General features: G+C 57.4%; 25 protein-coding genes and 1 pseudogene. 9 read left to right on the top strand and 17 right to left on the bottom strand.

The window, feature by feature from the left end:
• Positions 1 to 2 precede the first annotated feature (2 nt).
• Both cusF and USF70_RS06965 read right to left on the bottom strand, forming a co-directional pair.
• On the bottom strand, positions 3 to 344 hold the full coding sequence (gene cusF, locus USF70_RS06960) for a cation efflux system protein CusF (protein WP_320735455.1): 342 nt from the start codon (positions 342 to 344) through the stop codon (positions 3 to 5).
• A gap of 28 nt (positions 345 to 372) precedes the next feature.
• Positions 373 to 1758, bottom strand: coding sequence for an efflux transporter outer membrane subunit (locus tag USF70_RS06965; RefSeq protein ID WP_214538408.1), 1386 nt, complete (start codon positions 1756 to 1758; stop codon positions 373 to 375).
• 162 nt (positions 1759 to 1920) lie between these two features.
• Here USF70_RS06965 and USF70_RS06970 point away from each other — a divergent pair, with 162 nt between their 5' ends.
• Positions 1921 to 2604, top strand: a complete 684-nt coding sequence (locus USF70_RS06970) for a copper/silver response regulator transcription factor (protein ID WP_167819183.1) — start codon at positions 1921 to 1923, stop codon at positions 2602 to 2604.
• Positions 2594 to 4048 carry a Cu(+)/Ag(+) sensor histidine kinase gene (locus tag USF70_RS06975; protein ID WP_318592217.1) on the top strand — a complete coding sequence of 485 codons (1455 nt, stop codon included), beginning with the start codon at positions 2594 to 2596 and terminating at the stop codon, positions 4046 to 4048. The genes USF70_RS06970 and USF70_RS06975 overlap by 11 nt, the downstream gene beginning before the upstream one ends.
• Before the next feature lie 3 nt (positions 4049 to 4051).
• Here the strand turns inward: USF70_RS06975 and USF70_RS06980 are convergent, their stop codons facing one another.
• A complete protein-coding gene (locus USF70_RS06980) occupies positions 4052 to 4957 on the bottom strand; it encodes a LysR family transcriptional regulator (RefSeq protein WP_320735456.1) in 906 nt (301 codons plus the stop codon).
• Between the two features lie 117 nt (positions 4958 to 5074).
• On the opposite strand from USF70_RS06980, the gene USF70_RS06985 reads away from it, so the two are divergent.
• Entirely contained in the window at positions 5075 to 6475 is a 1401-nt protein-coding gene (locus USF70_RS06985) for an MFS transporter (protein WP_320735457.1), read from the top strand.
• 39 nt (positions 6476 to 6514) lie between these two features.
• Here the strand turns inward: USF70_RS06985 and USF70_RS06990 are convergent, their stop codons facing one another.
• The 6 genes and pseudogenes from USF70_RS06990 to USF70_RS07015 form a co-directional block, all read right to left on the bottom strand.
• On the bottom strand, positions 6515 to 7000 hold the full coding sequence (locus USF70_RS06990) for an Hcp family type VI secretion system effector (protein WP_023311839.1): 486 nt from the start codon (positions 6998 to 7000) through the stop codon (positions 6515 to 6517).
• 21 nt (positions 7001 to 7021) lie between these two features.
• Entirely contained in the window at positions 7022 to 7456 is a 435-nt protein-coding gene (locus USF70_RS06995) for a hypothetical protein (RefSeq protein WP_047060899.1), read from the bottom strand.
• On the bottom strand, positions 7434 to 7826 hold the full coding sequence (locus tag USF70_RS07000) for a polymorphic toxin type 44 domain-containing protein (RefSeq protein WP_032668456.1): 393 nt from the start codon (positions 7824 to 7826) through the stop codon (positions 7434 to 7436). Before USF70_RS07000 ends, USF70_RS06995 begins: the two co-directional genes overlap by 23 nt.
• A gap of 272 nt (positions 7827 to 8098) precedes the next feature.
• Positions 8099 to 9094: a DUF2891 domain-containing protein gene (locus USF70_RS07005; RefSeq protein ID WP_320735458.1), complete on the bottom strand. Its 996-nt coding sequence runs from the start codon at positions 9092 to 9094 to the stop codon at positions 8099 to 8101.
• 9 nt (positions 9095 to 9103) lie between these two features.
• Positions 9104 to 10090 (bottom strand): DUF979 domain-containing protein, encoded by a 987-nt coding sequence (locus USF70_RS07010; RefSeq protein WP_047741882.1) that lies wholly within the window; start codon positions 10088 to 10090, stop codon positions 9104 to 9106.
• A pseudogene (locus USF70_RS07015) lies at positions 10087 to 10766 on the bottom strand (DUF969 domain-containing protein). Before USF70_RS07015 ends, USF70_RS07010 begins: the two are co-directional and overlap by 4 nt.
• A gap of 199 nt (positions 10767 to 10965) precedes the next feature.
• Here USF70_RS07015 and USF70_RS07020 point away from each other — a divergent pair.
• Positions 10966 to 11511 (top strand): winged helix DNA-binding protein, encoded by a 546-nt coding sequence (locus tag USF70_RS07020; RefSeq protein ID WP_039262429.1) that lies wholly within the window; start codon positions 10966 to 10968, stop codon positions 11509 to 11511.
• Positions 11512 to 11513: 2 nt separating this feature from the next.
• Here USF70_RS07020 and glgX read toward each other — a convergent pair whose 3' ends face one another.
• The 3 genes from glgX to treZ are packed head-to-tail and all read right to left on the bottom strand — an operon-like array spanning position 11514 to position 17857.
• Positions 11514 to 13589, bottom strand: coding sequence for a glycogen debranching protein GlgX (gene glgX, locus USF70_RS07025; protein WP_087822603.1), 2076 nt, complete (start codon positions 13587 to 13589; stop codon positions 11514 to 11516).
• A gap of 15 nt (positions 13590 to 13604) precedes the next feature.
• Positions 13605 to 16073: a malto-oligosyltrehalose synthase gene (gene treY, locus USF70_RS07030; RefSeq protein ID WP_320735459.1), complete on the bottom strand. Its 2469-nt coding sequence runs from the start codon at positions 16071 to 16073 to the stop codon at positions 13605 to 13607.
• On the bottom strand, positions 16070 to 17857 hold the full coding sequence (gene treZ / locus USF70_RS07035; RefSeq protein WP_320735460.1) for a malto-oligosyltrehalose trehalohydrolase: 1788 nt from the start codon (positions 17855 to 17857) through the stop codon (positions 16070 to 16072). The genes treY and treZ overlap by 4 nt, the downstream gene beginning before the upstream one ends.
• 131 nt (positions 17858 to 17988) lie before the next feature.
• Here treZ and USF70_RS07040 point away from each other — a divergent pair, with 131 nt between their 5' ends.
• The 4 genes from USF70_RS07040 (at position 17989) to USF70_RS07055 (ending at position 21393) form a co-directional block, all read left to right on the top strand.
• Positions 17989 to 18516 (top strand): GNAT family N-acetyltransferase, encoded by a 528-nt coding sequence (locus tag USF70_RS07040; protein WP_320735461.1) that lies wholly within the window; start codon positions 17989 to 17991, stop codon positions 18514 to 18516.
• An 86-nt stretch (positions 18517 to 18602) separates the two neighbouring features.
• Positions 18603 to 19352 (top strand): 5'-nucleotidase, lipoprotein e(P4) family, encoded by a 750-nt coding sequence (locus USF70_RS07045; RefSeq protein WP_414464676.1) that lies wholly within the window; start codon positions 18603 to 18605, stop codon positions 19350 to 19352.
• A 141-nt stretch (positions 19353 to 19493) separates the two neighbouring features.
• Positions 19494 to 20480: an MBL fold metallo-hydrolase gene (locus tag USF70_RS07050; RefSeq protein ID WP_058840932.1), complete on the top strand. Its 987-nt coding sequence runs from the start codon at positions 19494 to 19496 to the stop codon at positions 20478 to 20480.
• A 1-nt stretch (position 20481) separates the two neighbouring features.
• A complete protein-coding gene (locus tag USF70_RS07055) occupies positions 20482 to 21393 on the top strand; it encodes a LysR family transcriptional regulator (RefSeq protein WP_320735463.1) in 912 nt (303 codons plus the stop codon).
• Here the strand turns inward: USF70_RS07055 and USF70_RS07060 are convergent.
• Entirely contained in the window at positions 21384 to 22268 is an 885-nt protein-coding gene (locus USF70_RS07060; protein ID WP_033145589.1) for a LysR substrate-binding domain-containing protein, read from the bottom strand. The genes USF70_RS07055 and USF70_RS07060 overlap by 10 nt on opposite strands.
• A 110-nt stretch (positions 22269 to 22378) precedes the next feature.
• On the opposite strand from USF70_RS07060, the gene USF70_RS07065 reads away from it, so the two are divergent.
• Positions 22379 to 23866 carry a UbiD family decarboxylase gene (locus tag USF70_RS07065; RefSeq protein ID WP_320735464.1) on the top strand — a complete coding sequence of 496 codons (1488 nt, stop codon included), beginning with the start codon at positions 22379 to 22381 and terminating at the stop codon, positions 23864 to 23866.
• A 28-nt stretch (positions 23867 to 23894) separates the two neighbouring features.
• Here the strand turns inward: USF70_RS07065 and USF70_RS07070 are convergent, their stop codons facing one another.
• The 4 genes from USF70_RS07070 to USF70_RS07085 are packed head-to-tail and all read right to left on the bottom strand — an operon-like array spanning position 23895 to position 26772.
• A complete protein-coding gene (locus USF70_RS07070) occupies positions 23895 to 24320 on the bottom strand; it encodes an ATP-binding protein (RefSeq protein ID WP_320735465.1) in 426 nt (141 codons plus the stop codon).
• Positions 24321 to 24659 (bottom strand): STAS domain-containing protein, encoded by a 339-nt coding sequence (locus USF70_RS07075; protein WP_069302849.1) that lies wholly within the window; start codon positions 24657 to 24659, stop codon positions 24321 to 24323.
• Complete coding sequence (locus tag USF70_RS07080; protein WP_033145593.1) at positions 24649 to 25863, bottom strand: PP2C family protein-serine/threonine phosphatase; 1215 nt, start codon at positions 25861 to 25863, stop codon at positions 24649 to 24651. The genes USF70_RS07075 and USF70_RS07080 overlap by 11 nt, the downstream gene beginning before the upstream one ends.
• A 9-nt stretch (positions 25864 to 25872) precedes the next feature.
• A complete protein-coding gene (locus tag USF70_RS07085) occupies positions 25873 to 26772 on the bottom strand; it encodes a hypothetical protein (RefSeq protein WP_080277787.1) in 900 nt (299 codons plus the stop codon).
• Positions 26773 to 26781: the final 9 nt, after the last annotated feature.

A 26781-nucleotide genomic window follows, 5' to 3' on the forward strand; every position in this document is an offset into this window, starting at 1 on the left:
CGCTATTTAATGCTCTTGAGTAAAGAGAGATTGCCCTGCTGAACAAACGAGAAATTCACGTGGCTGCCGACTGTTAAGGCATTAATACTCTCGTCAGCCTGAATAAAGGTAAAACGCATGGTCATCGCGGGCCAGCCAATTTCCGGGATCGCTTCATGAGAAATCGTGACTTTTTTATTCGTGAGATCAATGTCCTTCACGATGCCGGTTCCCGTGATGACCTGCTCTGATGTCCCTTCGCTGTCAGCACTCATCATCTCGTGCTGATGAACCTCAGCCTGGAGGCCGGCAGAAAACACAATGGAGATTGCACCAAATACAACGGCCTTAAGTGAATTGCGCATGGTTATTTTCCTGTTTAATTAAATAAGATTATTCGACCCAACCGCCGCCGAGCGCGGTGAAGAGATTAATTTCATTAACCTGCCGGGCATAAATAAGGTCGAGAATATTTTGCTGGGTAGAGAAAAGAGAACGCTCCGCGTCAAGCACTTCGATATAGCTGACCGCGCCGCTGGAATATAACCCTCTGGCACGTTGAAGCGTGATGCGGAGCGAATCCAGATACCGCTGTTGTGCAGCAAGCTGCTGGTTAATGCTGTCCCGCAGCGCGAGCGCGTCGGCAACCTGTTTAAAGGCGGACTGAATTTTTTGTTCGTAATTAACCACCGACTGCTGCTGGCGAATTTCGGCCAGCTTAAGGTTGGCCTTATTCCTGCCCGCATTAAAAATGGGAATTTCTATTTTAGGAATAAAATTCCACATCCCGCTCCCGGACGTAAAGAGGCTGGACAACTCCGTGCTGCCCGTTGAAAGCCCGCTGGTCAGGGAAATAGACGGGAAAAAGGCGGCGCGCGCCGCACCGATATTCGCATCGGCCGCTTTAAGCTGATACTCCGCCTCCATAATATCCGGGCGCTGCAGCAGTATCTCGGAGGAAAGATGAGGAGGCAGTTTTACCGGCACAACGTCGCTGGCGTTCATGCCGCCGTCACCCGGCAGCGCGCGATACGTGCCGAGGACCAGCTGCAGGGCGTTATTGGCCTGCGCCAGCTCCCCCTCTCTTTTGGCAATCTCTGCCTGCGTGTTTTCGATCTGTCCCCGGGCCTGTTCCAGCGCCAGGACGTTCGTACTGCCCGTCACCAGCTGCTGCTCAACGAACGCATAAGACTGCCGGTAATTGTTCAGCGTATCCTGCGCGATACGCAGCTGTTTATACGCCAGCTGCTGGTTGAAATAGCTCTGGGATACGTTAGAGACGAGCAGGATATGCACCGCGCGACGGGCCTCTTCGCTGGCGAAAAAGTTTTGTCGGTCGGCCTCGCTCATGTTCTTCAGCTTGCCGAAGAAATCGAGTTCATAGCTAAGCGCAAGGCCCGCGTCGTACTGCTGTGCGGTGGGTTTGTCATTTTTCAGCCCACCGTTGTACGTGATGCCCGAAGAGGCATTCAGCTGAGGATAACGATCCGCATCCGTCACGTTGAACTGCGCCCGTGCCTCTTCGACCTTCAGGGCGGCCATTTTCAGATCGCGATTGTTCTTCAGGGCTTCCGTAATCAGCCCGGCAACATGAGGATCGACGAAAAAGTTGCGCCAGCCGGTGTCCTGATACCCCGCCGCCGCGGGCGTCAGGCCGTTACGGGAGAGAGAAAACTGCCGGGGGACAGGTGCTTCCGGCCGCTGGTACTCCGGGGCCAGCGAGACGCAGCCTGCCAGAATAAATACCGTACTGATGCTTAGTCGTTTTAACAGGAACATAACGGTTCAAATAAAGTCCAGAGTAGTTTTAGGGCTACTCTACGCAACGCATCCTGTTTGACGGGTGACAGGATAATGACAATGTTGTCATTTTTAGCGTAAGTCATTGTTAACGGCGGTACGCTCACTAGAATGTCATCAGCAGCCAGTCAGGGGAGCACGATGAAAATACTGATCGTCGAAGACGAAATGAAAACCGGTGAGTACCTGAGTAAGGGGCTGACTGAAGCAGGATTTGTGGTGGACCACGCGGATAATGGCCTGAACGGCTACCATCTCGCCATGACCGCTGAATACGATCTGCTGATTCTGGATATCATGCTGCCCGATGTGAACGGCTGGGACATTGTCCGCATGCTCCGCTCTGCGGGAAAAGGGATGCCCATCCTGTTACTCACGGCTCTCGGCACGATTGAACACCGGGTTAAAGGGCTTGAGCTGGGCGCGGATGACTATCTGATTAAGCCATTCGCTTTTGCCGAGCTACTCGCCCGGGTGAGGACGCTGTTGAGACGCGGAAATACGGTGATCGCGGAAAGCCAGCTTCAGGTGGCGGACCTGACGGTTGACCTCGTGTCGAGAAAGATAAGCCGGGCCGGAAGCCGCATCTCGTTAACCAGCAAAGAGTTCAGCCTGCTGGAGTTTTTCCTGCGTCATCAGGGAGAGGTGCTTCCCCGCTCCCTGATTGCCTCCCAGGTATGGGACATGAATTTTGACAGCGACACAAACGCAATTGACGTGGCGGTAAAGCGGCTTCGCGCGAAAATCGATAACGATTTTGAACCGAAGCTGATCCAGACGGTGCGCGGCGTGGGCTATATGCTGGAGGTGCCGGATGCGCGTTAAGCTTCCCGGGCGCCCTTTTTCGCTTGCCCTGCGGCTGACCTTTTTTATCAGTCTCTCCACGATACTGGCCTTTTTCGCCTTTACCTGGTTTATGCTGCATTCCGTTGAAAAGCACTTCGCCGAGCAGGATGTCAGCGACCTACAGCAAATCAGCACCGCGATGCACCGCATCCTGCAGTCTCCGGTCGATCCTGACCAAAAGAAAATCAGTAAAATCAAAGAGTCTATCGCCAGCTACCGCAATGTGGCCGTCCTGCTCCTGGATCCGCAGGGCAATATCCTGTTCAGCTCGGCGCAGGGGGCAGCACTGCGCCCTGCGATGAACGCGGCGGACTTCAGCGAACACCGCCGCGCGCAGGATGTGTTTCTCTGGACGGTTGAAGACTCTGCCGCAAACATGCACGCCGGGTCCGACATGAAAATGGAAACGTACCGGATTATCGCCTCTTCAGGCACGGCGACGCTGCAGGGCAAAACGCAGGGCTACGTGATGCTGATCGGGCTCTCCATCAATTTTCATCTGCACTACCTTGAGGCGCTGAAAAAGAATCTCCTGGCGATTGCCGCGGCGATCAGCCTGCTGATTATTCTTGTCATTCGCATCGCGGTTCGTCAGGGACATTTGCCCCTGCGTAACGTCAGCAACGCCATTAAAAATATCACTTCAGAAAACCTCGACGCGCGGCTGGAGCCGTCCCGCGTGCCCGTTGAGCTGGAACAGCTGGTCATCTCCTTCAACCATATGATCGAAAAGATTGAAGATGTCTTTACCCGCCAGGCGAATTTTTCCGCCGATATCGCGCATGAAATCAGAACCCCCATCACCAACCTGGTGACGCAAACGGAAATCGCGCTGAGCCAGGACCGCTCGCAGAAAGAGCTGGAAGACGTTCTGTACTCCAGCCTTGAAGAGTACAACCGGATGACCCGCATGGTCAGCGACATGCTTTTCCTGGCGCAGGCGGATAATAACCAGCTCGTCCCTGACCGGGTGGTGTTTGATTTAAGTGCGGAGGTCATGAAAGTCTTCGATTTCTTCGAAGCCTGGGCGGAAGAACGCAACGTTACGCTGAAATTTAACGGGATGCCCTGCCTGATAGAAGGCGATCCGCAGATGTTCAGAAGAGCAGTAAATAATCTGCTCTCCAATGCCCTGCGCTATACGCCAGCCGGGAAAGCGGTGACGGTCTCCATCAGAGAACAGGATAACGACGTTGAACTGATGATAGAAAATCCCGGTACGCCGATCCCGCAAGAGCATCTGCCAAAGCTGTTTGACCGTTTCTATCGCGTCGATCCGTCAAGGCAGCGCAAAGGCGAAGGCAGCGGGATCGGGCTTGCCATCGTGAAGTCCATCGTCTCCGCGCATCACGGAAAAGTCCGCGTGGAATCGGATGCGGTATCGACGCGCTTCATCCTCATCGTGCCGGGAAAAGTGGCCTGAGCGTCAGCGCACGGCCCGACACACTTCCAGTACTTTTTCCCTGAGCCATCGATGCCCCGGTTCCCTTTCCATGCGCGGATGCCACATCTGTGACACCGTAATGGTCCGGGTTTTAAACGGCAGTTCAAAGACGTGTACGCGCTCGTTCATCGGCTGATTGAGCAGGTACAGCGCCGGCACCATGGCAATCAGATCGGACGCCAGCGCCACGGATAGCGCCGTTGGAAATCCAGGCACCACGCTGGCGACCTTGCGCTTCATCCCCCGTTCCGCCAGCGCGTCATCGACAAACCCGTGTAGCGATCCGTCCGGCGAGGCCACCACGTGGCCCCACGCGACATAATCGTCAAGGCTGACGTCAGGCCGTAATGACAGCGGATGTCCCTTACGCACCGCGCCAACAAACCTATCCTGAAAGAGCCGTTGCAGCCGTATTTCCGGCCCCATATTGCTCTGCACGCCGATCTCCAGGTCGACCAGCCCTTCGCGCAAATAGCGCGACGTTTTTTCAGGTTTTGGCGAGAAGCGGATGCACACCTCGGGCGCAACGCTCGCCACCGCCGCAATCAGCAGTGGCCCAAACGCCACCACAAAACCGTCGTTGGCTCTGATGGTGAACAGCCGCTCGAGATTTTCCACCTTCAGCGAGTCGGTGGAGGGCTGCAGCACCGCCCTCGCCTCATGCACGGCAGTTCTGGCGCGGTCCCGCGTGGCTTCGGCCCAGGGCGTCAGCACCATATGACGACCGGCCCGCACCAGAATAGGGTCGCCGGTCACCTCCCGCAGCCTGCTCAGGGTGCGGCTCATGGCGGAAGTGCTGAGGTTCAAACGTCGCGCCGCGCCCGCCACGCTGGCTTCGGCCAGCAGAACGTCGAGCGCAACCAGAAGGTTAAAGTCAGGATCGGACACGGTGACTCCTAAGATAAGGCGTTATATGCAACGGTTAAGTGCAGCTGATGCGTCTTCCGCCCTGTATACCGCATGCTTATAGTTTCGTCATCACTATTCTTATGCGGAGTAACGACGATGACGCTTTTTTCAAACCTGCCCGGCGATGAATGCTTACCCGGTCATGAACGCGCCCGGGTTATGGCCGCCGTCATGACCACCACGCTGATGGGCGTCTTTGACGGCACCATGATCAACATCGCGCTGCCCTCCATGGCAAGGGCGATGCAGGTACCCGCAAACGTTGCGGTCTGGTTCTCCAACGGTTACCTGCTTTCAGCGGCAATGACGTTAGCCATCTTCGCGGCGCTGGCGGCGCGCGTGGGCTATCGCCCGGTGTTTCTTGCCGGGCTTGCCACCTTTACGCTCACCTCGCTCGGCTGCGCGCTGGCAGCGACGCCGGAAATGTTAACCGGCATGCGTATTCTGCAGGGCATCGGCGGCGCGGCCACCCTGAGTATCGCCCCGGCGATCCTGCGATCCGTTTTTCCGGGTCGACTGCTTGGCCGTATTCTGGGGCTGCACGCCCTGCTTATCGCCTCCAGCACGGCGATTGCCCCCGTGCTTGGCGGAACCATACTGGACGCGCTGAGCTGGCAGTGGCTGTTCGCCATTAACATTGTTCCGGGCAGCGTCGCCCTGCTGCTGGCGTGGCGGGCCTTGCCGCGGGAAACGGCCGTTGACCGCTCGCCCTTTGACGCGCCGGGCGCCGTGCTCTCCGCCGCGCTGTTAGGTTCAGCGATCATGCTGGCCGACAGCCTTCAGCACGTGACGCAAAACATCAACCAGGCGGCCACGGGCTGGGAGCTGCTCGCGCTGGTCAGCGCCCTCGCCTTTATCTGGCGGATTCGGCGCGCGCGAAGTCCCATACTGCCGCCCGTCATGTTTAAAAACGGACGCTTTGCCCTCGCAGCCCTGACCTCGCTGGCCTCGTTTGTCAGTCAGGGCATCACCTTTGTCGCGCTGCCGTTTCTGTTTCAGAGCGTGTATGGCTACAGCCCGGTGGTCTCCGCGCTGCTGTTCACCCCGTGGCCGATTGGCATCGTGCTGATCGCGCCGCACGCGGGACGATGGGCAGATACGATTTCCGCGCCGCTGATCTCGACAATCGGGCTGATGATTTTTGTCTGTGGGCTGGTCCTGCTAGCGACGTTGCCGGAAAATCCTTCCGCATGGAATATCAGCCTGCGCAGTCTGGTTTGCGGGATTGGGTTTGGCTGCTTCCAGAGCCCCAATAACCGGGAGATGCTCTCTAACGTGGCGCGGGAATATGCCAGCTACGCCTCCGGCGTGTTGTCGATTGTGAGGACATTCGGCCAGTGTCTCGGCGCCGCCGCGGTGGGCGTACTGCTTGCAACGACCGAATCAGACCATGACCGGGCCGTGCATTTTGCGCTGTGGATAGCCGTCATCGCCTCGACGGGGTCGGTGTTGTTTAGCGTGAGTCGGCTGCGCCCTGCAGTTCGGGCATCAGCGTAAACTGTTGCAGCGCCTTTCGGCGCTGCTCGTTTATAACGCCTACGCTGTAAGGCGTTCATTCCACGCATCAGTGTATTGAATATTTCCGTCCAGGATTTTCCATGTGATTTTTGCGTATCGCAAAGATACATTTTCCAGGTGACCAGTACCGGGACAATCTCTTGTATCATGCATAACTGGAGTTATTGAAATGACTTTCACACCTTCCATAAGAATATTGAAGTATTCCACTTCCTGGCCAGCATCATTGATGTGATAGAACTTTAATTCAGCACTTTGAAGAGTCTGACCTGTAGCCACTGCTTTGTATAGATAGGGTGAAGATGAATCAATTGCTTTTGTTAAACTGAAAGCTGAGTGTTGCCTTGTACCTGTAAGTTTACCTGTTGCCTCATCTGTTGGAATGCTCAGGTTATGGATCAGATCTCTAAGCTCTATGCTTCCTTCACGGTCTGCAACATCAGAACCGCCACGGATCATTGCTCCACCATCGTCTTTCAAAAAGAGGTGTACTGGTACAGCCATTTCTAAAACTCCTTATGCTAATTAATCTCTTATTCCATTTGCTATGAGGTTAATTACAGGCATGATCGCTACACCATCTGCATAGAACAGATCCGAATTAGTGAATGAATAAACCTTACCTGTGATTTTTATATTTACCGTGTTCCCATAAGCAGAAGCTGTAACATTGCTTGTATTGGCTTCAAGGAACGGCGAGCGTTCTTTAAGGGCCTTCATAATGTTCCCGCTGCTGTCTTTATCTAAATAGAAGCGGTAAACATCCGACACCGTAGCTCCTCCGTCATCATACTTTGTTATGTACAGTGTGACGGTATCAGATAGTTTCTGTTTGCTGACAAAGCTATCGTGAGGAGGTGCATTAAAATAATATTGATATGTCAGAAACCCGCAAACAATGATCAATAAAATCGTTGTGAGTAAATAATGAAGCCGTTTAATAACCGTGTTTCTTTGCATATTCAATCCCTTGACTTATCCAAAACTGATCGTGAGGATCATCCCCATATGGCGGTTTTTGATACCAGTGCCCCCATTTCTTTTTGGAGGTTTTAGCTCTTTCCTGCGCCCATCCTGCCCCCATCAATAACGTTTCTGATGGTATCCCGGCAGCATAGCCAGCCGAACCATAATTGAAGTTACCAAAGTTCGCTAACTCAGGGTGTCCCTGCTTGTAATCCCATGGCCCCTTATTTCTTACTTTTTGATAAAACCAAAGATAGGTTGTAGGGATAGCCATATTTCTACTCATACCATGCGCTCTTGCAATCCTCATGTTTGCCAATGCAAGCGCGATTCCTTCTTTTGGTAACAAAGGTATAACAGCCATATTAACCACTCTTTTCACATGGATATATGACCGCGTATCGTACACTTTTGCGATAGTAAAAAAGATATCTGTTTCGAGACAAATGACGGAAAAATAACCGATTAAGATATTAATCGCATTAAAAATCAAAGAAATTTAGGCTGAGCCCTGCGGTTCGGGCGTCAGCCTGATTCGCCCGGCGGAGCTACGCTTGCAGGGGCCTACAAGGAAGCTTTGCACAATGTAGGCCGGGTAAGCGCAGCGCCACCCGGCAAGAAAGAAGGCGCGTTCTTTTACTCCAGCGCCAGCAGCGCAAAGCTCGCCAGCCAGTGCCCGCCGCTGTAGTGGCTGCCGACAACATGCTCAACGCTTGCCGTCAGGTGTTTCGTCACCGCCTCGCGCAGCGCCTGCTGCGCCGGATGGTTTGCGGGAAGCGCTCTGGCAATGTGCTTCATGCACCAGGCGCGGCTGAGGTTTAACCCGTCGAGATGGGCAATTTTCGGGTCGGTACGATCGCTCACTTCCGCCGGGTTCATCAGTGCTGCAACGGAGCCAACATCCGGCAGAAACGCGTCAAACCAGGCCGGGAAGTCTTTTAACACCTTGCTCATCAGCAGCGCCTCGGTCAGCGCCCCGGAAATATACTCATCGCCGCCCGGTTCGTAGTGCGCAGGATAGCGCGTGTCGGCGAGGTAAAACCGCTCCGCCGCCGTCACAATCGCCTGCTCAAGCGCGCTATCCTCCACGGCTCGCGCGTAATCGAGCGCCAGCGCGAGGGCAAACGCCGTGTTGTAGTGCGTCCCGACGCGGATCGGATAAGTGAGCTTGCTGAGATAATCCACCAGCCTGTCGCGAATATCCTGGGTTAACGGCTCCAGCGTTTGATACCAGCCTGCGGCCTGCGGCAGCGACGACTGCTTTAGCTCCTGGGCCAGCGCCAGCAGCCAGCCGTAGCCATACGGGCGCTCAAACGAGGCGCGGAACGGCGCGGTGAAATAGGCCAGCTCCTTCGCCACGTTCTCTTCCGTCAGGTGCTCGTCGACAAGCGCGACGATCGCGTCACGGCTCGGCAGCTCCGGGTAGAGACGCACGCAGCGCAGCAGCAGCCAGTAGCCGTGCACCGCCGAATGCCAGTCGAAACAGCCGTAGAAAATCGGGTGCAGTTCGCGAGGCGGCAGAACGTCGCCATCATCATTCAGCAGGTGCATGATGTGGTTCGGGTATTCCTGGCGCAAATAGGTCAAAGGCATGCGGGCAAACGCGTCAGCCTGATGTTGCGTTAATTCCATAACAGCTCCTTAGCGAAACACGAGGAAATACATGAGGAACACGTTCACCACCAGCAGGGTTAACGCGGTCGGGATCTGGATCTTGATCACCTGATACTTATCTTTCAGCTCCAGCAGCGCGGCGGGAACGATATTGAAGTTCGCGGCCATCGGCGTCATCAGCGTGCCGCAGTAGCCCGCGTACATGCCAATCGCCAGCAGCGGCGCCGGGTTGCCGTGATGCACGTTGATCAGAAACGGCAAGGCGATCCCCGCGCTCAGCACCGGGAAGGCCGCAAACGCATTCCCCATGATCATGGTAAACAGCGCCATCCCCACGCAGTAAATCACCACCAGCATGAAGCGGTTATCCGGGTTAACGAACAGGCTCACCACCTTCTGCACCGAATCACCGGTATTGGCCGCCACGAACACGCCGCCGAGCATGGCCAGCATCTGCGGCAGAATCACCGCCCAGCCGATGGTATCGACAAGACGACGAGACTGACGAATGGCGTGCAGCGGCGTGCCTTTGGTCAGCCACCATCCGGTGAGGATCGCCGCGACGCAGGCCACGCACAGCGCCGCCAGGGTGAGCTGCTTCTGGTCGAGAAGATAAACGCCGCCAATCGACACGCCCTTCAGGAACAGTGTCCCGATAACCGTCACCACCGGGATCATCAGCGCGGGCAGGAACAACCAGTTTTTGAGGCGGTTTGACGACGCGAGACGTTCGTCTTCGGTGGACATTTTATAGTGGCCTTTTCCGACCAGACCAAAACCCGCCAGCAGCGCGATAGCGATGACGCCGCCGCCAATGATCCGGTACGCCAGCGATTTCCCCAGCTCCTGCACCATCAGGTCGCCGAACAGGAAGATCCCGCCGAATAAGAACCAGAACAGCGCCGTGGTAAAACGCTTCGGATTGGCGCGATCGCGCAGGGTCATCACAACCAGCAGCATCACGACGAAGCCGATCAGATAGTACACGCGGTTAATGGTGATAAGCGTCATCATTGCGCGGCCCCCTGCATGCCCTGCTCCGCGCGCCAGGCCATGACGTCGCGACGGATGCTGGCATCCAGGCGCAGCAGGCGCGTCATATGAATAACTAATGCCGCAATGGCGGTTGGGATGGCCCAAAGGCCAATATGCAGCGGTTCGATGCCCGCAATACCGTTCTCTTTCAGGAACGCGTCGATCAGCAGCACCGCGCCAAAGGCAATGAAGATATCTTCCCCAAAGAAGACCGCAATGTTGTCGCACGCGGCGGCATGGGCTTTGATTTTGTCGCGGATGTGCTGCGGCAGCTCGCCGTATTCGTTCAGCGCCGCCCCTTCGGCCATCGGCGCCAGCAGCGGACGCACCGTCTGGGCATGACCGCCCAGCGACATCAGCCCCAGCGCGCCGAGGTCGCGCTGGCGATCTTCGCCACCCAGGCCTGGGCGCGCTCCTTGAGCCCGTAGTATTCCAGCAGACCAATCACCGGCAGAATCAGAATGAAGGTCGCCAGCGATCGGCTATTCACGAACTTTTCGCCAAAGGTCTCCAGCAGCATCCCGAAATCCATACCAACCAGCAGACCCGTCGCCAGCCCCGCCACTACGACCACCAGCAGCGGGTTGAAGCGCAGTGCAAAACCAATAACCACGATCGGTATCCCGATCAGCGGCAACAGCGTAGTACCGTCCATAACGTTTACCCTATCCAAAGTGAGCGTTGCGCGCCGACGGCTATTTTTTTATTTTGCGGCGAGCGATGTTGTGTTTTTCGACAGGTTTCGGAAAACCTGCGCTAAAAAGCTATATCTGAACCTCAAAAACATGTAAACAAATTATCAATAAAATGTTCTTATTTTATCGATGAGTTTACATTTCTGGCTAAGGAACGTTATGACCTCGGAAAAGAGTGCTACCCCCCCTCACGACGATATCAACGACGGCCGAATCGTCTCGTCCCGCCACCTGGTGTCCGAGCGCTGCGCGGAACTGTCAGAGCTGGAGTACGCGCTGATCATGACCAGCAACGCGTTCAATAAATGGATGGTGCGCTGCATGACCGCAGCCGGCGAGCCCGATATGGGCGCATTTGACGTCTCGCTGCTGCATCACGTAAACCACCGCGACCGCAAGAAAAAGCTGGCCGATATCTGTTTCGTTCTTAACGTGGAAGATACCCACGTGGTGACCTACGCCCTGAAAAAGCTGGTCAAAGCGGGCTACGTGACGAGCGAGAAAGCGGGCAAAGAGCTCTTTTTCTCGACTACCGAGGAAGGGAAAGCGTTGTGTATGAAGTACCGGGACGTGCGGGAGGCGTGTCTGATCGCAATCCACGCGGAGAGCGGCATTGCCGGGAAGTCGATTGGCGAAACCGCGCAGCTGTTACGCACGATCTCCTCCCTGTATGACACCGCCGCCCGCGCGGCGGCATCACTCTAGAGCTAAGGACGTCTGAAGAGAGTAATACTGCGTCCGGCCAGTTCGTACTCTACGGTTTCGGTGAACGCTGTCCCGGTGGCAGCGTCCTCTGCCGTAGACAGCTCCAGCACCCATCCCCCTTCGCCAAACTGCGGGATCTGGAACGGCACGGTCCCTTCAAACGGGTTGAACAGCATCAGCACGTCGTGCCAGATGCCGTCCTCCTGCCTGAGATCCGGCCTGCTGATGGAGACGCCGAGCGTCGAGCCTTCATCCCACTGCTCGGCCTGCTGCGGGCCGCCGCCGGCATTGAACCAGCGGATCTCCAGCCCGTCGCGCCAGCTTTCACGGCGCAGCAGCGGCTGTTGCGCGCGAAGGTCAATGAGCCGTCGGGTAAACTCGCGCAGCGCAGCGTCGTTTTCGGTTATCCCATTCCAGTCGATCCACGAGATTTCGCTGTCCTGACAGTAGCCGTTGTTGTTGCCCTTCTGCGTGCGGCCAAACTCGTCCCCCGCCAGCAGCATCGGCGTGCCGTGGGAAAACAGCAGCGTGGTCAGGAAATTCCGCTTCTGCCGTTCGCGGGTGGCAATAATATCCGGGTTCTCCGTCGGCCCTTCTTCGCCATAGTTGTACGAGCGATTATCGTTATGCCCGTCGTTATTGTCCTCGCCGTTGTCGGCGTTGTGCTTCTCGTTGTACGACACCAGGTCATTCAGCGTAAAGCCGTCGTGAGCGGTGATGAAGTTGACGCTGGCCCACGGGCGACGCCCGCGCAGGTCATACAGATCCCCGGATCCCAGCAGCCGTGCGGCAAAGTCGTTGGAGACGTTATCGCCCTTCCAGTACTCGCGTACGGTATCGCGGTATTTGTCGTTCCACTCACCCCAGCCCGGCGGGAAACCGCCGACCTGATACCCGCCGGGACCGATGTCCCAGGGTTCACCTATCAGCTTAAGTCTTGATAACACCGGATCCTGAGTCATGGCGTCGAAGAAACCGCCGCGCGGGTCAAATCCTTCCGGCTCGCGGCCCAGTATCGTCCCCAGGTCGAAACGAAAACCGTCAATATGCATCGATTCCGCCCAGTAGCGCAGCGAATCCATCACCATCTGCAGCACGCGTGGGTGCGAGGTGTTGACCGTGTTTCCCGTCCCGGTGTCGTTGATGTAGTACCGGTGCTGGTCCGGCAGGGTGCGGTAATAGCTGTAGTTATCAATCCCCTTAAACGAAAGCGTCGGGCCAAGCTCATTTCCTTCCGCCGTATGGTTGTATACCACGTCCAGAATCACCTCGATGCCCGCATCGTGATACGCGCGCACCATGTCGCGAAAGCCCTGGATCCCCGCCGGGCCGTAGTAGCGCGACGCCGGAGCAAAAAAGCCGAGGGTGTTATAGCCCCAGAAGTTCTTCAGGCCGCGGTCGAGCAGGTGCTGGTCGTCGGGGAACCAGTGCACCGGTAGCAGCTCCACCGAGGTGATGCCAAGACTCTTGATGTAGTCGACCGAGGCTTTGTGTCCCATCCCCTCAAACGTGCCGCGCAGCTCCTGCGGGATGGCCGGGTTCATCTGGGTAAAGCCCTTCACGTGGCTCTCATAGACGACGGTATGCGGCCAGGGCACGTTTGGCCGGCTGTTGTCCTGCCAGTCAAAGGCGTTCGGGTCGATGACCTTGCATTTCGGCGTGAACGGCGCGCTGTCGCGCGTGTCAAAGCTTAAATCTAACTCGTCATGCCCCAGCTCATAGCCGAAATGGGCATCGTTCCAGTCGATATCGCCCACAAGTTCTCGGGCGTAAGGGTCGATAAGCAGCTTGTGCGGGTTAAAGCGGTGGCCGTTTTCCGGATCGTAAGGGCCGTAGACGCGATAGCCGTACAGCGCGCCGGGCTTCAGGTCCGGCACATAGCCGTGCCAGACCTCATGGGTATATTCCGGCAGCTCCAGCCGGGCGATTTCGTTTTTCCCGGACGGGTCAAACAGACAGAGTTCCACCCGCTCGGCGTGAGCGGAGAACAGCGCGAAGTTGACGCCCTTCCCGTCATAATTCGCCCCCAACTGCTGGCCATGACCGGCCCGAATTTCAAACGTAGTATCCTTTGCCATTTTCGTTCTCCACGATTATTCGCAGGTAAGCAGAACCAGTACACATCCCTTTTCTGACGTTAAATCCAACGTCTCTTGCAGAATGCGGCTCTCACCGCTGAACAGATCCCGATAGCGTTTCCCCGTCAGCTCCTCGGGTATCGCCACCGTGGTATTGACCCACAGCTGATGATTATCGGTGACATCAAAAACCAGACGCGGAACGGCGACAATCAGCGCCTCCTCGTCCTTAACGCGGGCATAGACAATCAGGTTCTCCTCGCGCTCGCCGGAGACCTTAAGCGGCAGCCAGTCGCCGTAGCGGAAAAGCGCGTCGTAATGCGGACGCAGCCGCAGCAGCGTGGCGGTGACGAACTGCTTAACGCGCCCGTCTCGCCAGCAGGCCGGGTTATCAAACACCGCGGCATCCGCCGCGCTGAGGTTGTGCACCAGCGCGTTGAAGTCCGGCTCCCGTCGGTTATCCGGGTCAACGAGGCTAAAGTTGAGCGCCTCGCTGCCCTGATAGATATCCGGCACGCCGGGAGCCGTCAGCTTGATTACCGTCTGGCTGAGGCTGTTCATCAGCCCGGCGCGGATAAAGGGCTGCATCGCCTCGCTAAAATCCTGCAGGAACAGCACGTTGTCCGGCGAAAGCAGGTGCCGCGCGTAGCTCAGCACCACGCTCTCATAGCTCTCGTTGCTGTCTATCCAGTCGGTGCGCTGTTTTGCCTCGCGCAGCGCTTTCTCGAGGAAGCCGATAAAACGCGCTTCCAGTGATGCAAGCCCTTCAGCGTCGTCCGGAGACAGCGTGGCGGGCCAGACGCCCGCCAGCGCCTGATAGATCATCCAGGTATCGGCAGCGTTCGGCGCGGTACCGTCATTGAGAAAACGCACCTGAGTCTGGTTCATCTGTCGCCAGCGGGCCAGATTTTCCCCCCAGCGTTCCGGCGCTTCCGTCAGGGTGTAGAGACGCGCCCGGGCGTCTTCCCCGCGCTTGGTATCGTGCGTGGAGGTGCCCAGCAGCGCGTCGGGCTGACGGGCCAGACGAATGCGCATCTCCTGGTGGAAGCGGGATAATGAAAACGCGCGCGGCGTCGGGTCGGCGCCCACTTCATTGAGCGCCAGCTCGAGGTTGTGGCGAAAGAACAGCGTGTCTTCAACGGACTTCGCCATCAGCGGCCCGGTAAGCTGCTGGAAGCGGGTTCTGAACAGCGCGGCGGACTCGCGGCAATCTTCCGGCAGGTCGCCTGTAAGAATGCGCACAAGCAGGCTCAGCGCCGCTTCAGACGTCTCCACGCTGGCGATCACGCGGTTAAGCAGCGCCACGTCCGGCGGGGTTAATCCTTCCCGGGTGCCGTAGGTGCGGTAGACCGGAAAGGCGATAAGCAGCTCGCGCAGCGCGTGGCGGATATCCTCGCGCGGTAGCGCAACCTCATTGCGGCGGGCCAGATCGTCAGCAAGGTTAAGCAGCGTGGTGAATTCACCCTCAAAATTGCGATCGGTCATCAGGCCCTTGGCATCGCGCAGTTCCGCGTGGCGATCGACCGTTAACCCCAGCGTTTCGTCGTGGATGGTCTCCAGGCGCGACAGGTTATCGTCGTCGACCAGCACTTCCGCCAGCGAGGCGATAAACTCGTAGCCGGTGGTGCCGGATACCGGCCAGTCGGCGGGGAGCTGTTCTCCCTTCGCGAGGATTTTTTCAACCGTGATGTAGCAGTCGGGCCCGGTTTTCTCCCGCAGGCGCTGCAGATACCCCAGCGGATCGGCCAGGCCGTCGACGTGGTCGATGCGCAGGCCGTCCACCACGCCCGCGTGAACCAGCTCCAGGATCAGCCGGTGCGAATCGTCGAAAACCGCGTCGTCTTCAACCCGAACGCCGACCAGCCCGGTGATCTCGAAGAAGCGCCGCCACGAGAGCTGCTTCGGCGCTTCCCGCCAGGACATCAGCCGCCAGCTTTGCGCTTCATGCAGCTCAGCGATGCTCTTATCCTCGCTGTACGTACCGGGGTAGAGCGGATACGCCGTATCGTAATAGACCAGAGAGGCCTTTCCCGTGACAGTGTCACGCTTCAGGGTGATGGCCCCCTTCTCCAGCTCCGCCTCAAAGGTGTCGCCGAGGAACGGCAGCGTTAGCGGGCGCGACCCGTCGATATCGAAATAGCGGAAATAGCGGCTCTGCTGGCCGTATTCAATCACGTCCCGCCACCAGGCATTTTCCAGCGAGGTGGACATATGGTTCGGGACAATATCCAGAATCAGCCCCATGCCGGCCTGCTTAAGCGCCGCCGCCATGCGGTCGAAACCGTCTCGTCCGCCGATCGCGGGGTCAATTTCATTCGGGTTGGTCACGTCATAGCCGTGAGTGGAACCCGCTGTGGCGGTAAATACGGGCGATGCGTAGAGATGGCTGATGCCGAGATCTTTCAGATAAGGCACCAGCGCCGCAACGCGGTCGAAGGTCATGCCATTACGGAACTGAATACGGTACGTGGCGGAAGGGATCATAACGATGCTTCTCCATCAGCAAAGCGAACGACAATACCGTTCGGCGGTAAAACGTCAGTGACTTCCGGCCAGGCAAAGCGCGTCTCACCCGCGAGATCGGGCAGCGCGACGGGCTTATTACCGATATTCAGCGCCAGAGAGAGCGTCCCCGACGGGAAATGCCAGCTCACCGCCACCATGCCGGGCGCGGTCTTGATTACCTTGCTCTCAACGGCGCCGCCATGACGCAGAAGCGGAACGATATGGCGATGACGCAGCGTCAGCAGGTGGCGCGTGAAGCGCAGCCACGTTTTGCCTTCGTCGGAGGCAATCTTATTCCAGTCGAGTTTTGAACGGATAAACGTGTTCAGGTCGTTCGGATCCGGGACGGTTTCATCGTGCCCGGCATGGCCGGTAAACTCTTTTGCGCGCCCTTCCCGCACCGCCTTTGCCAGATCGCCGTGAAAATCGGTGAAGAACAGGAACGGGTGCGTTTCCCCAAACTCCTCGCCCATAAACAGCAGCGGGATATGGGGGGAAAGCAGCAGCGCGGCAAGCAGCACCCGCGTCTTGTCGGCTCCGGCCAGGATTATAAGCCGTTCGCCCTGGGCGCGATTCCCGGTCTGATCGTGGTTCTGAATAAAATCGACGAAGAACTGCGGCGGCTGCGTCTGGCACTCCACTCCGCGGGATTCGCCGGTTTGCAGCGAAATCTCGCCCTGGTAGACAAAGCCTTCCGCCAGCGCCCGGGCGAACTTTTTCTCCGGCTCAAAGCCAAAATCCTGGTAATACGCGTGGGTCTCGCCGGTGGCAAACACGTGGGCAGCGTTGTGGAAATCATCATTCCACTCGGCGGTGAACAGCGGCGTGTTGCCCTGTTCATCGCGCGGGTGCAGGAAAATCACGTTGCGGCTGTCTTCCGTGGTCAGGTGAACGTGACGGTGCGGGATCGCCTCGCGGATTTTTGCGGCAATCTCCTCCAGAATGTGCGTCTCCGAGGTGTCTTTAATCTGGTCGATGGCATCAAAGCGCAGGCCGTCCAGACGGTACTCCGTCAGCCAGTAGAGCGGCGCATCGATAATGTACTGCCTTACCGGCTCGCGTTCGTAAGCGATGCCGTTGCCCCACGGCGTCATCCGCTGTGCATCAAAAAATGCGGGCGACAGCAGCGGCAGATAGTTCCCCTCCGGGCCGAAGTGGTTGAGCACGATATCCAGCACCACGGAGAGTCCCAGCCCGTGCGCGGCGTCGATAAACGCGTGGAAATCCTCCGGCGTACCGTAGGCAGAGTGCGGGGCGTACAGCAGCACGCCGTCATACCCCCAGCCGCGTGTTCCGCCAAACTGAGAGACGGGCATCACTTCAAGCTGGGTAATACCGAGCTCTGCCAGATACGGCAGCTTGTCGATGGCGGCCCGGAAGGTGCCCTCCGGGGTAAACGTGCCGATGTGCAGCTCGTAGATAACCGTGTCTTCCCACGGCCGCCCTGCCCAGTCCCGGTTGACCGGCTGATAGCGTTGGGGATCGATAACGATGGAGGGGCCGTTAACGTCGCCTTTTTGCGCGCGCGAGGCGGGATCGGGCACCGTCATGCCGTCCTGCAGAACAAATTGATATTCTGCACCGTGCGTGACGCCGGATACGTCTGCCTGAAACCAGCCGTCGCCAGCTGCCGTCATCGGCACGTCGGCGGCGGCCAGACGTAGCGTAAGTTCTTTCTGTCCTTCTGCCCAGACGCGAAAACGTACAACGTCATCGGAAATAAACTCAGCACCCCACTGCTTTTGAAATGTCCTGAATTCCATTCATTGTCCTCGAATGACCCACATTTACGCGGAACGAAGTACAAGCTTAGTTCAGGATTAAAAGTGTGTTAGGCCAGCGGATTTAACCGCTTCGTCTATTCTTTATGAAATAACTCACTACCGGGAAGACTATGCAGATTCGAAAAGGACTCAATACCGACCTCGCTCGCCTTGAATGCTGTGACTTTTCTTTCACCATTAGCCACATTGCGCGAGAGCCCTTTATCCACTGCGATTTGCATATCGAAGCCGTCGCCGAGCCCTGGATTAAAACCTACGAGCTCGATATCCAAACCCTTGAAAACCATTGCGTTAATCCGGACGCCATATTTCTTATTGCCGAAACGGATGACGGGGAAATTGCGGGATTTATTACCGCGTCAATCGGCTGGAATAAGTTTATCTCGGTGGATTACATTGCCGTGGAGCGCACGAAACGCAGAACCGGCGCCGCGCAAAAATTAATGACCGCCGCGCACGTGTGGGCCCGCAGCGTAAACGCGCCGGGATTACGGCTTGAAACACAAAATGTGAACGTTTCTGCCTGTCTGTTTTACCGCAACTACGGGTTTACCCTGGGCGGATACGATCGTTATCTCTACAACGCCTTACCGGAAAAAGACGAAGTCGCCCTGTTCTGGTATTACATGCTGGTCTAACGGCGCGGCCTTCATATTTCTGTCATTGAATTTCATTACGCTTTCAGGATTTTAACCAGGGTCTTGAGGAAAAAAGTGTGAATTCAATGGCTAAGGCATTACTGCTGGCATTACCTGTTTTGAGTGCAACGGCAGCGGCGACGGCCGCCGGGGGCGAGCTGTGTGAACCCAAAGCGTACGAAATGGCGCTGCGCTATCAGCAGAAATCGGCAGAGATCGTGGCTCTTCAGCTGCAGACGTATCGGTTTGCCACCGAGCGTTTCAACGAGAAGTTAAAAGAGCTGAAAACGCCTGAAAATTACGCCGTGGTAATGGACCTGGATGAAACGGTGCTGGATAACACCCCTCTGCTGGTGCGCGACACCGAGCAGTGTCACGACTATACAAAATGGGACACCTGGAGCGACTGGGAAAAACAGGGTAAACCCGGCTTAATTCCGGGCGCGAAGGCGTTTCTTGACCATGTGAATCAAAGCAAGGTCCGTATCTATTATGTTTCGGACCGTATGCAGGAAAATAAAGCCGATACGCTCAGGACGTTAACAGCCCTGGGACTTCCGCAGGTGTCCGATGAAAGCGTGCTTCTGGACACGGTCAGCAAGGAAGAGCGTCGCCAGAGCATCCTCAAAAAGCAGCAGATCGTGATGCTGTTTGGCGACAGCCTGCCGGATTTCGCCGTGCAGTTTAAAAACAAAAAACCTAGCGAACAGCAGCGTGAGCTGGTTGAGGCCAGCGCGGAACACTTCGGAAACGACTGGATTGTGCTGCCAAATGCCGCTTATGGCTCCTGGTCCAAAGCCACGCCGGACAGCTGGAACGCACCGCTGAAAAAATAAGGTTTTACGGGCCGGGAAAGGCAGCATCGCCACCCGGCTTCTGCGCTGTGCTATCCACTGCGTTTATAGGTCCTATCATTTCTGGGCAGGTTCTTATAATTTTACGAAGAAGTAAGATGAGCGCTTTCAAAGGAGACTCGTATGCTTACCGTGAAAAAACTTGCTCTTTCTACGTTGATTTCCAGTTCATTGCTTTTCTACCCTGCGCTGCAGGCGTCGGCAGAGACGCCCCAGCACGTCGTTAAACAACCGGCGGGCGGATACAGCGTTCAGGTCGGCGACGTTCTGGTCACCTCGTTTACCGACGGGACCGTCGCGCAGGATCTGCACAAGCTGCTGCGCCGGACAACGCCGCAAAAAATCGATGCGCTGCTCGCGAAAAATTTCCAGACCAACCCGCCTGAGGTATCCATTAACGCGTTCCTGATTGCGATGCCCGGACATAAAATTCTGGTGGATACGGGCTCAGGCCAGCTCTTTGGCCCCGGCAACGGCGGACGTCTGATTGAGAGCCTCGCCACCCAGGGGATTAAACCCGAGGACATTACTGAAGTCCTGCTGACCCACGCCCACTCCGATCACGCGGGCGGCCTGGTGAAAGACGGCAAGGTGGTGTTCAGCAACGCGCGCGTTTTCGTTGGCAAACCGGACGTCGACTTTTTCTTTAACGACGAGAATCAGAAAAAAACCGGCTACGGCAAGAACTACTTTGACGTCGCGCAGAAGACCTTAAAACCCTATCTTGACGCCGGTAAAGTGGTGCCGTTTAGCGGCACATCTGAGATTCTCCCGGGGCTGACCGGCACGGTTCATCCCGGCCATACGCCGGGTTCAGCCTTCTACACGCTGACGAGCAACGGCGAGAAGATCACCTTTGTCGGCGACATCATTCATGCCGCGGCGGTACAGTTCCCGCAGCCTGACGTGACCATTACCTACGATGAAGATCAGAACAAAGCGGCAGGCGTGCGCGAACACGCGTTTGCGGACTTTGTGAAAAATAAAGACCTGGTTGCCGCGCCACATCTGCCGTTCCCGGGTATCGGGTACGTCACCAAAGGCGAAAACGGCGGCTATGCCTGGGTCCCTGTGACCTATACCAACCGGGACGCCGGCAGCGCGAAATAAAATGACGCCCGTCTCTGACATGGACATCGACCTGCTCCTGACCCTGGACGCCCTGCTTCAGGACAGGAATATCACCCATGCGGCCGCGCGGCTGGGCATCAGCCAGCCCGCGCTGTCCGCCCGTCTCGCGCGTCTGCGAACGCTGTTTGGCGAACCGCTGTTTATTCCCTCCCCACATGGACGTGGGGTGCTACCCACGCCGCGAGCGGAAGCGCTTAAGCCGCAGGTAGAGAGCGTGCTGCGCGGCATCAGCGCGATGTTTTCTCCTTCCACGTTTGATGCCCAGACCAGCACCCGGACCTTTGTTATCGCGCTGCACGAAAACCCGGCGCTGATGCTGGGCACAGGGCTGCTTAACCAGGTGGGTACCGAAGCTCCAGGTATTCGCCTGCGCTTCGCCCTGCCACAGATGTCCGAACTGCCGCAGCAGCTGGAAAACGGTGATGTGGATATCTACATCGGCGTGAGCGCGGGCGCCCATGACGGCTGGGTGAGGCGCAAACTGCTCTACGATGCGTTTGCCACCGCCCAGCGTAAAGGCCATCCGCGCGGTACCGGAGCGTTAGACCTGGAAAGCTATTGCGCGCTTTCTCATCTGGTGGTGTCATCGGCGGGAGATCCGTTTACCGGCTTTGTCGATCAAACCCTGGCCGGGCTGGGCTACCAGCGGCACGTCGCGATGTCCACGCAGAGCTACGCCATGGCGCCTGCGCTTGTTGCCGGTACCGACCTGGTGTGCACCCTGCCGGAACGGATGCTCAAACAGTTTGCCAGCACGCTGGATCTCTTTGCGCCGCCGCTGCCGCTCCAGCCGATTACCATCTACATGTACTGGCACCCGAAAAACAGCCAGGATCCGGCGAATGCCTGGCTGCGCGAGCAGCTGCTGCAGGCCGCCGGGCGTCAGGTATGATCGAGGGTAATCAGGAATTTTTTAAGCACTTCTGAGCGAATAATCCGGTGGCAAACCAGCGTCAGCTCGCTTTCACGGAGCCGGTCGAGGATGTCCACGTACACCACGTTCTCAACGCTCACCGCCTTTGCCGACGCGGGCAGCAGCGCCAGCCCAAACCCCGCCGAGACCAGGCTTATCACCGTGGGTACGTCGGTCGCGTTTTGCACCACGTCCGGCTGAAAGCCCGCCCCGCTGCAGGCGTCATAAAAGTACTGTTCCAGCCCCATTCCCTCCGGGTCGCGCAGGGAGATCCATTTTTCGTCCTTCACCGACGAAAGCGTCAGCGCGGAAGAACCCGCCAGCGGATGCTGACGATACAGCGCAAGTACCGTTTTCTCTGACGTGAACGGGCGGCTTTGCAGATCGTCAGGCAGCGACGGCAGCGGCGCCCGGATAATGGCCACATCGAGCTGGTTGCTCTGCACGGCCGCGTAGAGCGTCTGCACGTTTCCCGTCACCAGCGACATGGTAATGGCCGGCCAGCGCGTATGCATCTGGCGCAGCGCGGCGGGCAGCCTGCCGTCGAACATCGCGCTCGACACGCACCCCAGGTTTAATACCCCCTGCTCGCCCCTCGCCGTTTGCCTGGCGTCGAGAACAGCCTGCTCGGTCAGGGAGATGGCGAGCCTGGCTTTCACCAGAAACGCTTCACCCGCGGGCGTCAGGGTTAAGCGGCGGTTCGCCCGGCTAAAGAGCGTGACGCCTAAACGTTCTTCCAGCGCCTTTATCTGCTGGCTCAGGGCCGGTTGCGCCATGTTCAGACGCTCAGCGGCCCGGTGCATATGGAGCTCTTCAGCCACCACGATGAAATGGCGCATCTGACGAAACTGCACGGAACGCCTCCTTTTGATATGAATTTACTTATCAATTTAGCAGTAATGATGCAATTGATGCTATTGGTCATTGCCATAAAAATGGAGGTATTCAAACGAGGGAGGAAAATATGGAAAACCCGATCAACGATCTCCGCAGCGCCATCGCCCTGCTTCAGCGCCACGAAGGGCAGTATCTTGAAACCGATCATCCGGTCGATCCCAACGCGGAGCTGGCGGGAGTCTACCGCCATATCGGCGCGGGCGGCACGGTAAAACGTCCAACCCGTACGGGCCCGGCCATGACGTTCAACAGCGTGAAGGGCTATCCGGGCTCCCGCATCCTGGTGGGCATGCACGCCAGCCGCGAGCGCGCGGCGCTGCTTCTGGGCTGCGAGCCCTCTGAGCTGGCAAAACACGTCGGCCAGGCGGTGAAAAAGCCGGTTGCGCCGGTTGTCGTTCCGGCCTCGCAGGCGCCCTGCCAGGAACAGGTTTTCTACGCAGACGATCCTGACTTCGACCTGCGCAAGCTGCTTCCGGCACCAACAAACACGCCGATTGATGCGGGCCCGTTCTTCTGTCTGGGGCTGGTGCTGGCAAGCGATCCGGAAGACAGCTCGCTGACGGATGTCACCATCCACCGCCTCTGCGTTCAGGAGCGCGACGAGCTTTCCATGTTCCTTGCCGCCGGTCGGCATATCGAAGTCTTCCGCAAAAAGGCGGAAGAGGCCGGAAAACCGCTGCCGGTGACGATCAATATGGGGCTCGATCCTGCCATCTATATCGGCGCGTGCTTTGAGGCGCCCACCACGCCGTTTGGCTACAACGAGCTGGGCGTCGCCGGGGCGCTGCGCCAGCAGCCGGTCGAACTGGTGCAGGGCGTGGCGGTAAAAGAGAAAGCAATCGCGCGGGCGGAAATCATCATCGAGGGCGAACTGCTGCCGGGCGTGCGCGTAAGAGAAGATCAGCACACCAATACCGGCCACGCGATGCCGGAGTTCCCGGGCTACTGCGGCGAGGCGAACCCGTCCCTGCCCGTGATCAAAGTGAAAGCCGTGACCATGCGAAACCACGCGATCCTGCAAACGCTGGTGGGACCGGGGGAAGAGCATACCACCCTGGCCGGTTTACCGACGGAAGCCAGCATCCGCAATGCCGTTGAAGAGGCGATTCCGGGCTTCCTACAAAACGTCTATGCGCATACCGCGGGCGGCGGTAAATTCCTCGGGATCCTGCAGGTGAAAAAACGCCAGCCGTCAGACGAAGGCCGTCAGGGACAGGCGGCGCTCATTGCCCTGGCGACCTATTCGGAGCTGAAGAACATCATTCTGGTCGACGAAGACGTGGATATTTTCGACAGCGACGACATCCTGTGGGCGATGACCACCCGCATGCAGGGCGATGTCAGCATCACCAATATTCCGGGGATCCGCGGCCACCAGCTGGATCCGTCCCAGTCGCCGGATTACAGCACCTCAATTCGCGCAAACGGCATCTCCTGCAAGACCATCTTCGACTGCACGGTGCCGTGGGCGCTGAAGGACCGCTTCGAGCGCGCGCCGTTTATGGAGGTGGATCCGCGTCCGTGGGCGCCGGAGCTGTTCGCTGATAAGAAATAGGGAAAGTTTCGGGCGTATGGCCCGCAGGTCATACTCTTATTTTCTTTTCAAGCGCGGCAATATTTTTATCTGCCTTTCGCTCCACAGAGAAACGATCGACGCTCAGCAAAATGAGCATCAGCCCCCTGCCGCTCTCCAGTAACGGCGATATTTCACAGAAACGGTCTCGTCTGGCGGCCTCGAGCCGCTCCAGCGGGAACGCATCACCTGCGTCGGTAAAGACAACGCGGACATTATGGTCCCGGATGTCGAACTCTACGCTAAATGTACGTGAAGCATCCTCATGCAGCGCGTGCCGGATGATATTCGTCGCCACTTCACAGACGGCAAGGTCGAGCGCGAAACGCCACTCATCGTCAACGGCAAGCGCGCTCAGACGGTCTCCCAGCCAGCCGGCCAGCGGCATCAGGGAGCCGAGCTCCGCCGGAAATTCCGCATGCTCCGGCGTCGGCATCTACTGCCCCAGCTGCGCAAGCGCGCTGTTTTTATCCGGATAAATGCGGAATATGCGATCCATTCGGGTCAGGGTGAACATATTCATGATCCCGGGGTTCAGGGAGCACAGCGCCATGTCGCCTTTCCCGTTCATCAGCTTAAACAACGACACCAGCATCCCCAGCCCGCTGCTGTCGATAAAGTCCACTTTGCTGAAGTCGACAATTAAGGCTTTACGATCGCTGCCAATTTCTTCCGTGACGGTGGCCTTAAACGTCGCGGCAATGGACGCATCCAGCCGCCGGACCGCTGGCGTAAGAATGTTGGCATGCGGTAATCGTTCAGTGTTAATAATCATTCTGTTCTCCCTGACGCTCAATCACTAACAGTGAAACGTCATCGGTTAAGGCGGTCGGTTCATCACGATTTGCATTGCGCCAGCCGGTCAGGTGTTGTCCGAAACGCAGCAGGAGCTCGTCTACCGGCAGATGGGCATGTTCATGAAGCCAGCGTTCCAGACGTTGCGGGCCAAACTGCTCGCTCTCGCTATTCTCACACTCCGTGATGCCGTCACTGAATAAGCATAAGCGATCCCCTGAATTGAGGGTAAAAGCGACGTCCTCCCAGCTGAGGTCGGGGATCAGCCCGACCGGCGGTCCACCCTCGCCAACGGAAGTGACGGCACTCTCTGCGTTCACAATCACGGGAGTAGGATGCCCCGCCTGACACAACGACCCCTGACCACTGACGGGGTCGATCACGCCGTAGATGATGGTGAAATAGCTGGTGATGTCGTTTTCTTCACTGCAAAAGCGGCTGTTCAGTATTCTGACGACCTCGGCAGGCGACTGAATTCCGCCCTCTGCGGTAAACAAAAAACGATCCACCACCCGGCCATGCAAGAACTGACGCGCCACGGCGAGGGACATCATTGCTGCCCCCACGCCGTGACCGGAGACATCAACGCAGTAGAACCCCAGATGAGAGTCCAGAGGAAAAATATTGAAGACATCACCCGATACCCAGGCAGACGGTAAGAAAAGCCAGTCGGAAAAGTAGTTCCCGAAGCGCAGGCGGTGTGAAGGCAGAACCGAGTGCTGAACGCGCGCCGCCAGCTCAAGATCCTGTTCAATCTGGCGTAACGCTTCACTCAGGCGCTTATTATGCGCCGCGAGGGTCGCTTCCAGCGTCAAAATACGTACCCCGGCATGGAGCCGCGCCCGTAACTCAGCCTGTTCGACGGGCTTGCTTAAAAAATCATCCGCCCCGGCATCAAAACCCTGCGTTAAATCTCCTGCATTCTCGCGGGCCGTGAGCAGAATGATATACACATAGTGGCCAAACTGACGGCTGCGGATCGTCTGACAGAGCGTAAGCCCGTCCATTTCCGGCATCTCCCAGTCGCTTATAACCATGCTGATCGGCTGGCTGGACAATATTTCCAGCGCGGCGACGCCATTTTCCGCCTCGCTCACGATATACCCCCACTGGGTGAGCATTCGGGAGAGTAACCGACGATAAATCAGCGAATCTTCAACGATTAACACGTGCAGCGCTGACATGTATCCCTCCTATAGCGGTAAGAACCAGATGAGGCTCACGGTCCCTTCCCTGAATTTTGCGTTACCGTTGCCGTGCCCCGGATAGCGCGTCCCCGCATAGTTCGCGTACTGGATGGAGAACGAACCTGGCGTATAGCCCGCATAGCCAAAGCTGTAGCTGTAATCGCCGTTCCAGGGCTGCTGCTGGCTGCTGTCCGGGAACCAGAACGCCGTTGCGCGAACGAAGAAATGTTGTTTGAAGGTATAGCCGCAGCCGCCGAGCATGACGTTTTTATTTTTGCGGATGTCATCGCTGCTGAGGTCGTAGTAGCGCGGAACCCAGCTGTACCCGACCTGGCAAATGATAGAGTCCCCTTTATTAATCAGGAGCGCGTTTTCAACCGGTTTCGGTAGCGAAAACTTATAGGCCAGCGTAAAGGCGCCCTGTTCGAAATAGGTGTGTCTCCGGCTACCCGACGTCCAGAAGTGGTTATCGCCGTAGTTGCCGTAAACCAGGCTGAACGTGTTGGCATGCCAGTCGTCATAGCCAAAGCTGTAGCGAAAATCCGCGGTGTAGCGGTTGGTATCCCTGACCGGCAGCCGGGAGGTAATGTTGGCAAACCAGAAGCTGTAGGGGGAATACTGCAGACTAAGATTCAGCGTCTGGTTAATTTTTTTCGCCTGCGCGGCGCTGTCCGAGCTGTTGGGCACGCTCACCATCTGCTCTTTCAGCCCAGAACTAAAGCTCAGAGCGCCTGAAAATTTCTTGTCATTGCCTGAGAACAGGCGCCCCCACCGGCTGGTAAAAACGCCTGCCTGAACGGGCTCGCCGTTTTTATCGCGCAACGTCTCTTTCTCATTGCTTTGCGCCGCATCCGCCGCGGGTATTGCGGCGAGTAAGATGCCCGCCAGGAGCCATTTTTCGCGCATAACCGCCAT

This window comes from Enterobacter sp. 237C8, from assembly GCF_034106865.1.
Taxonomy (GTDB): Bacteria; Pseudomonadota; Gammaproteobacteria; order Enterobacterales; family Enterobacteriaceae; genus Enterobacter; species Enterobacter asburiae_B.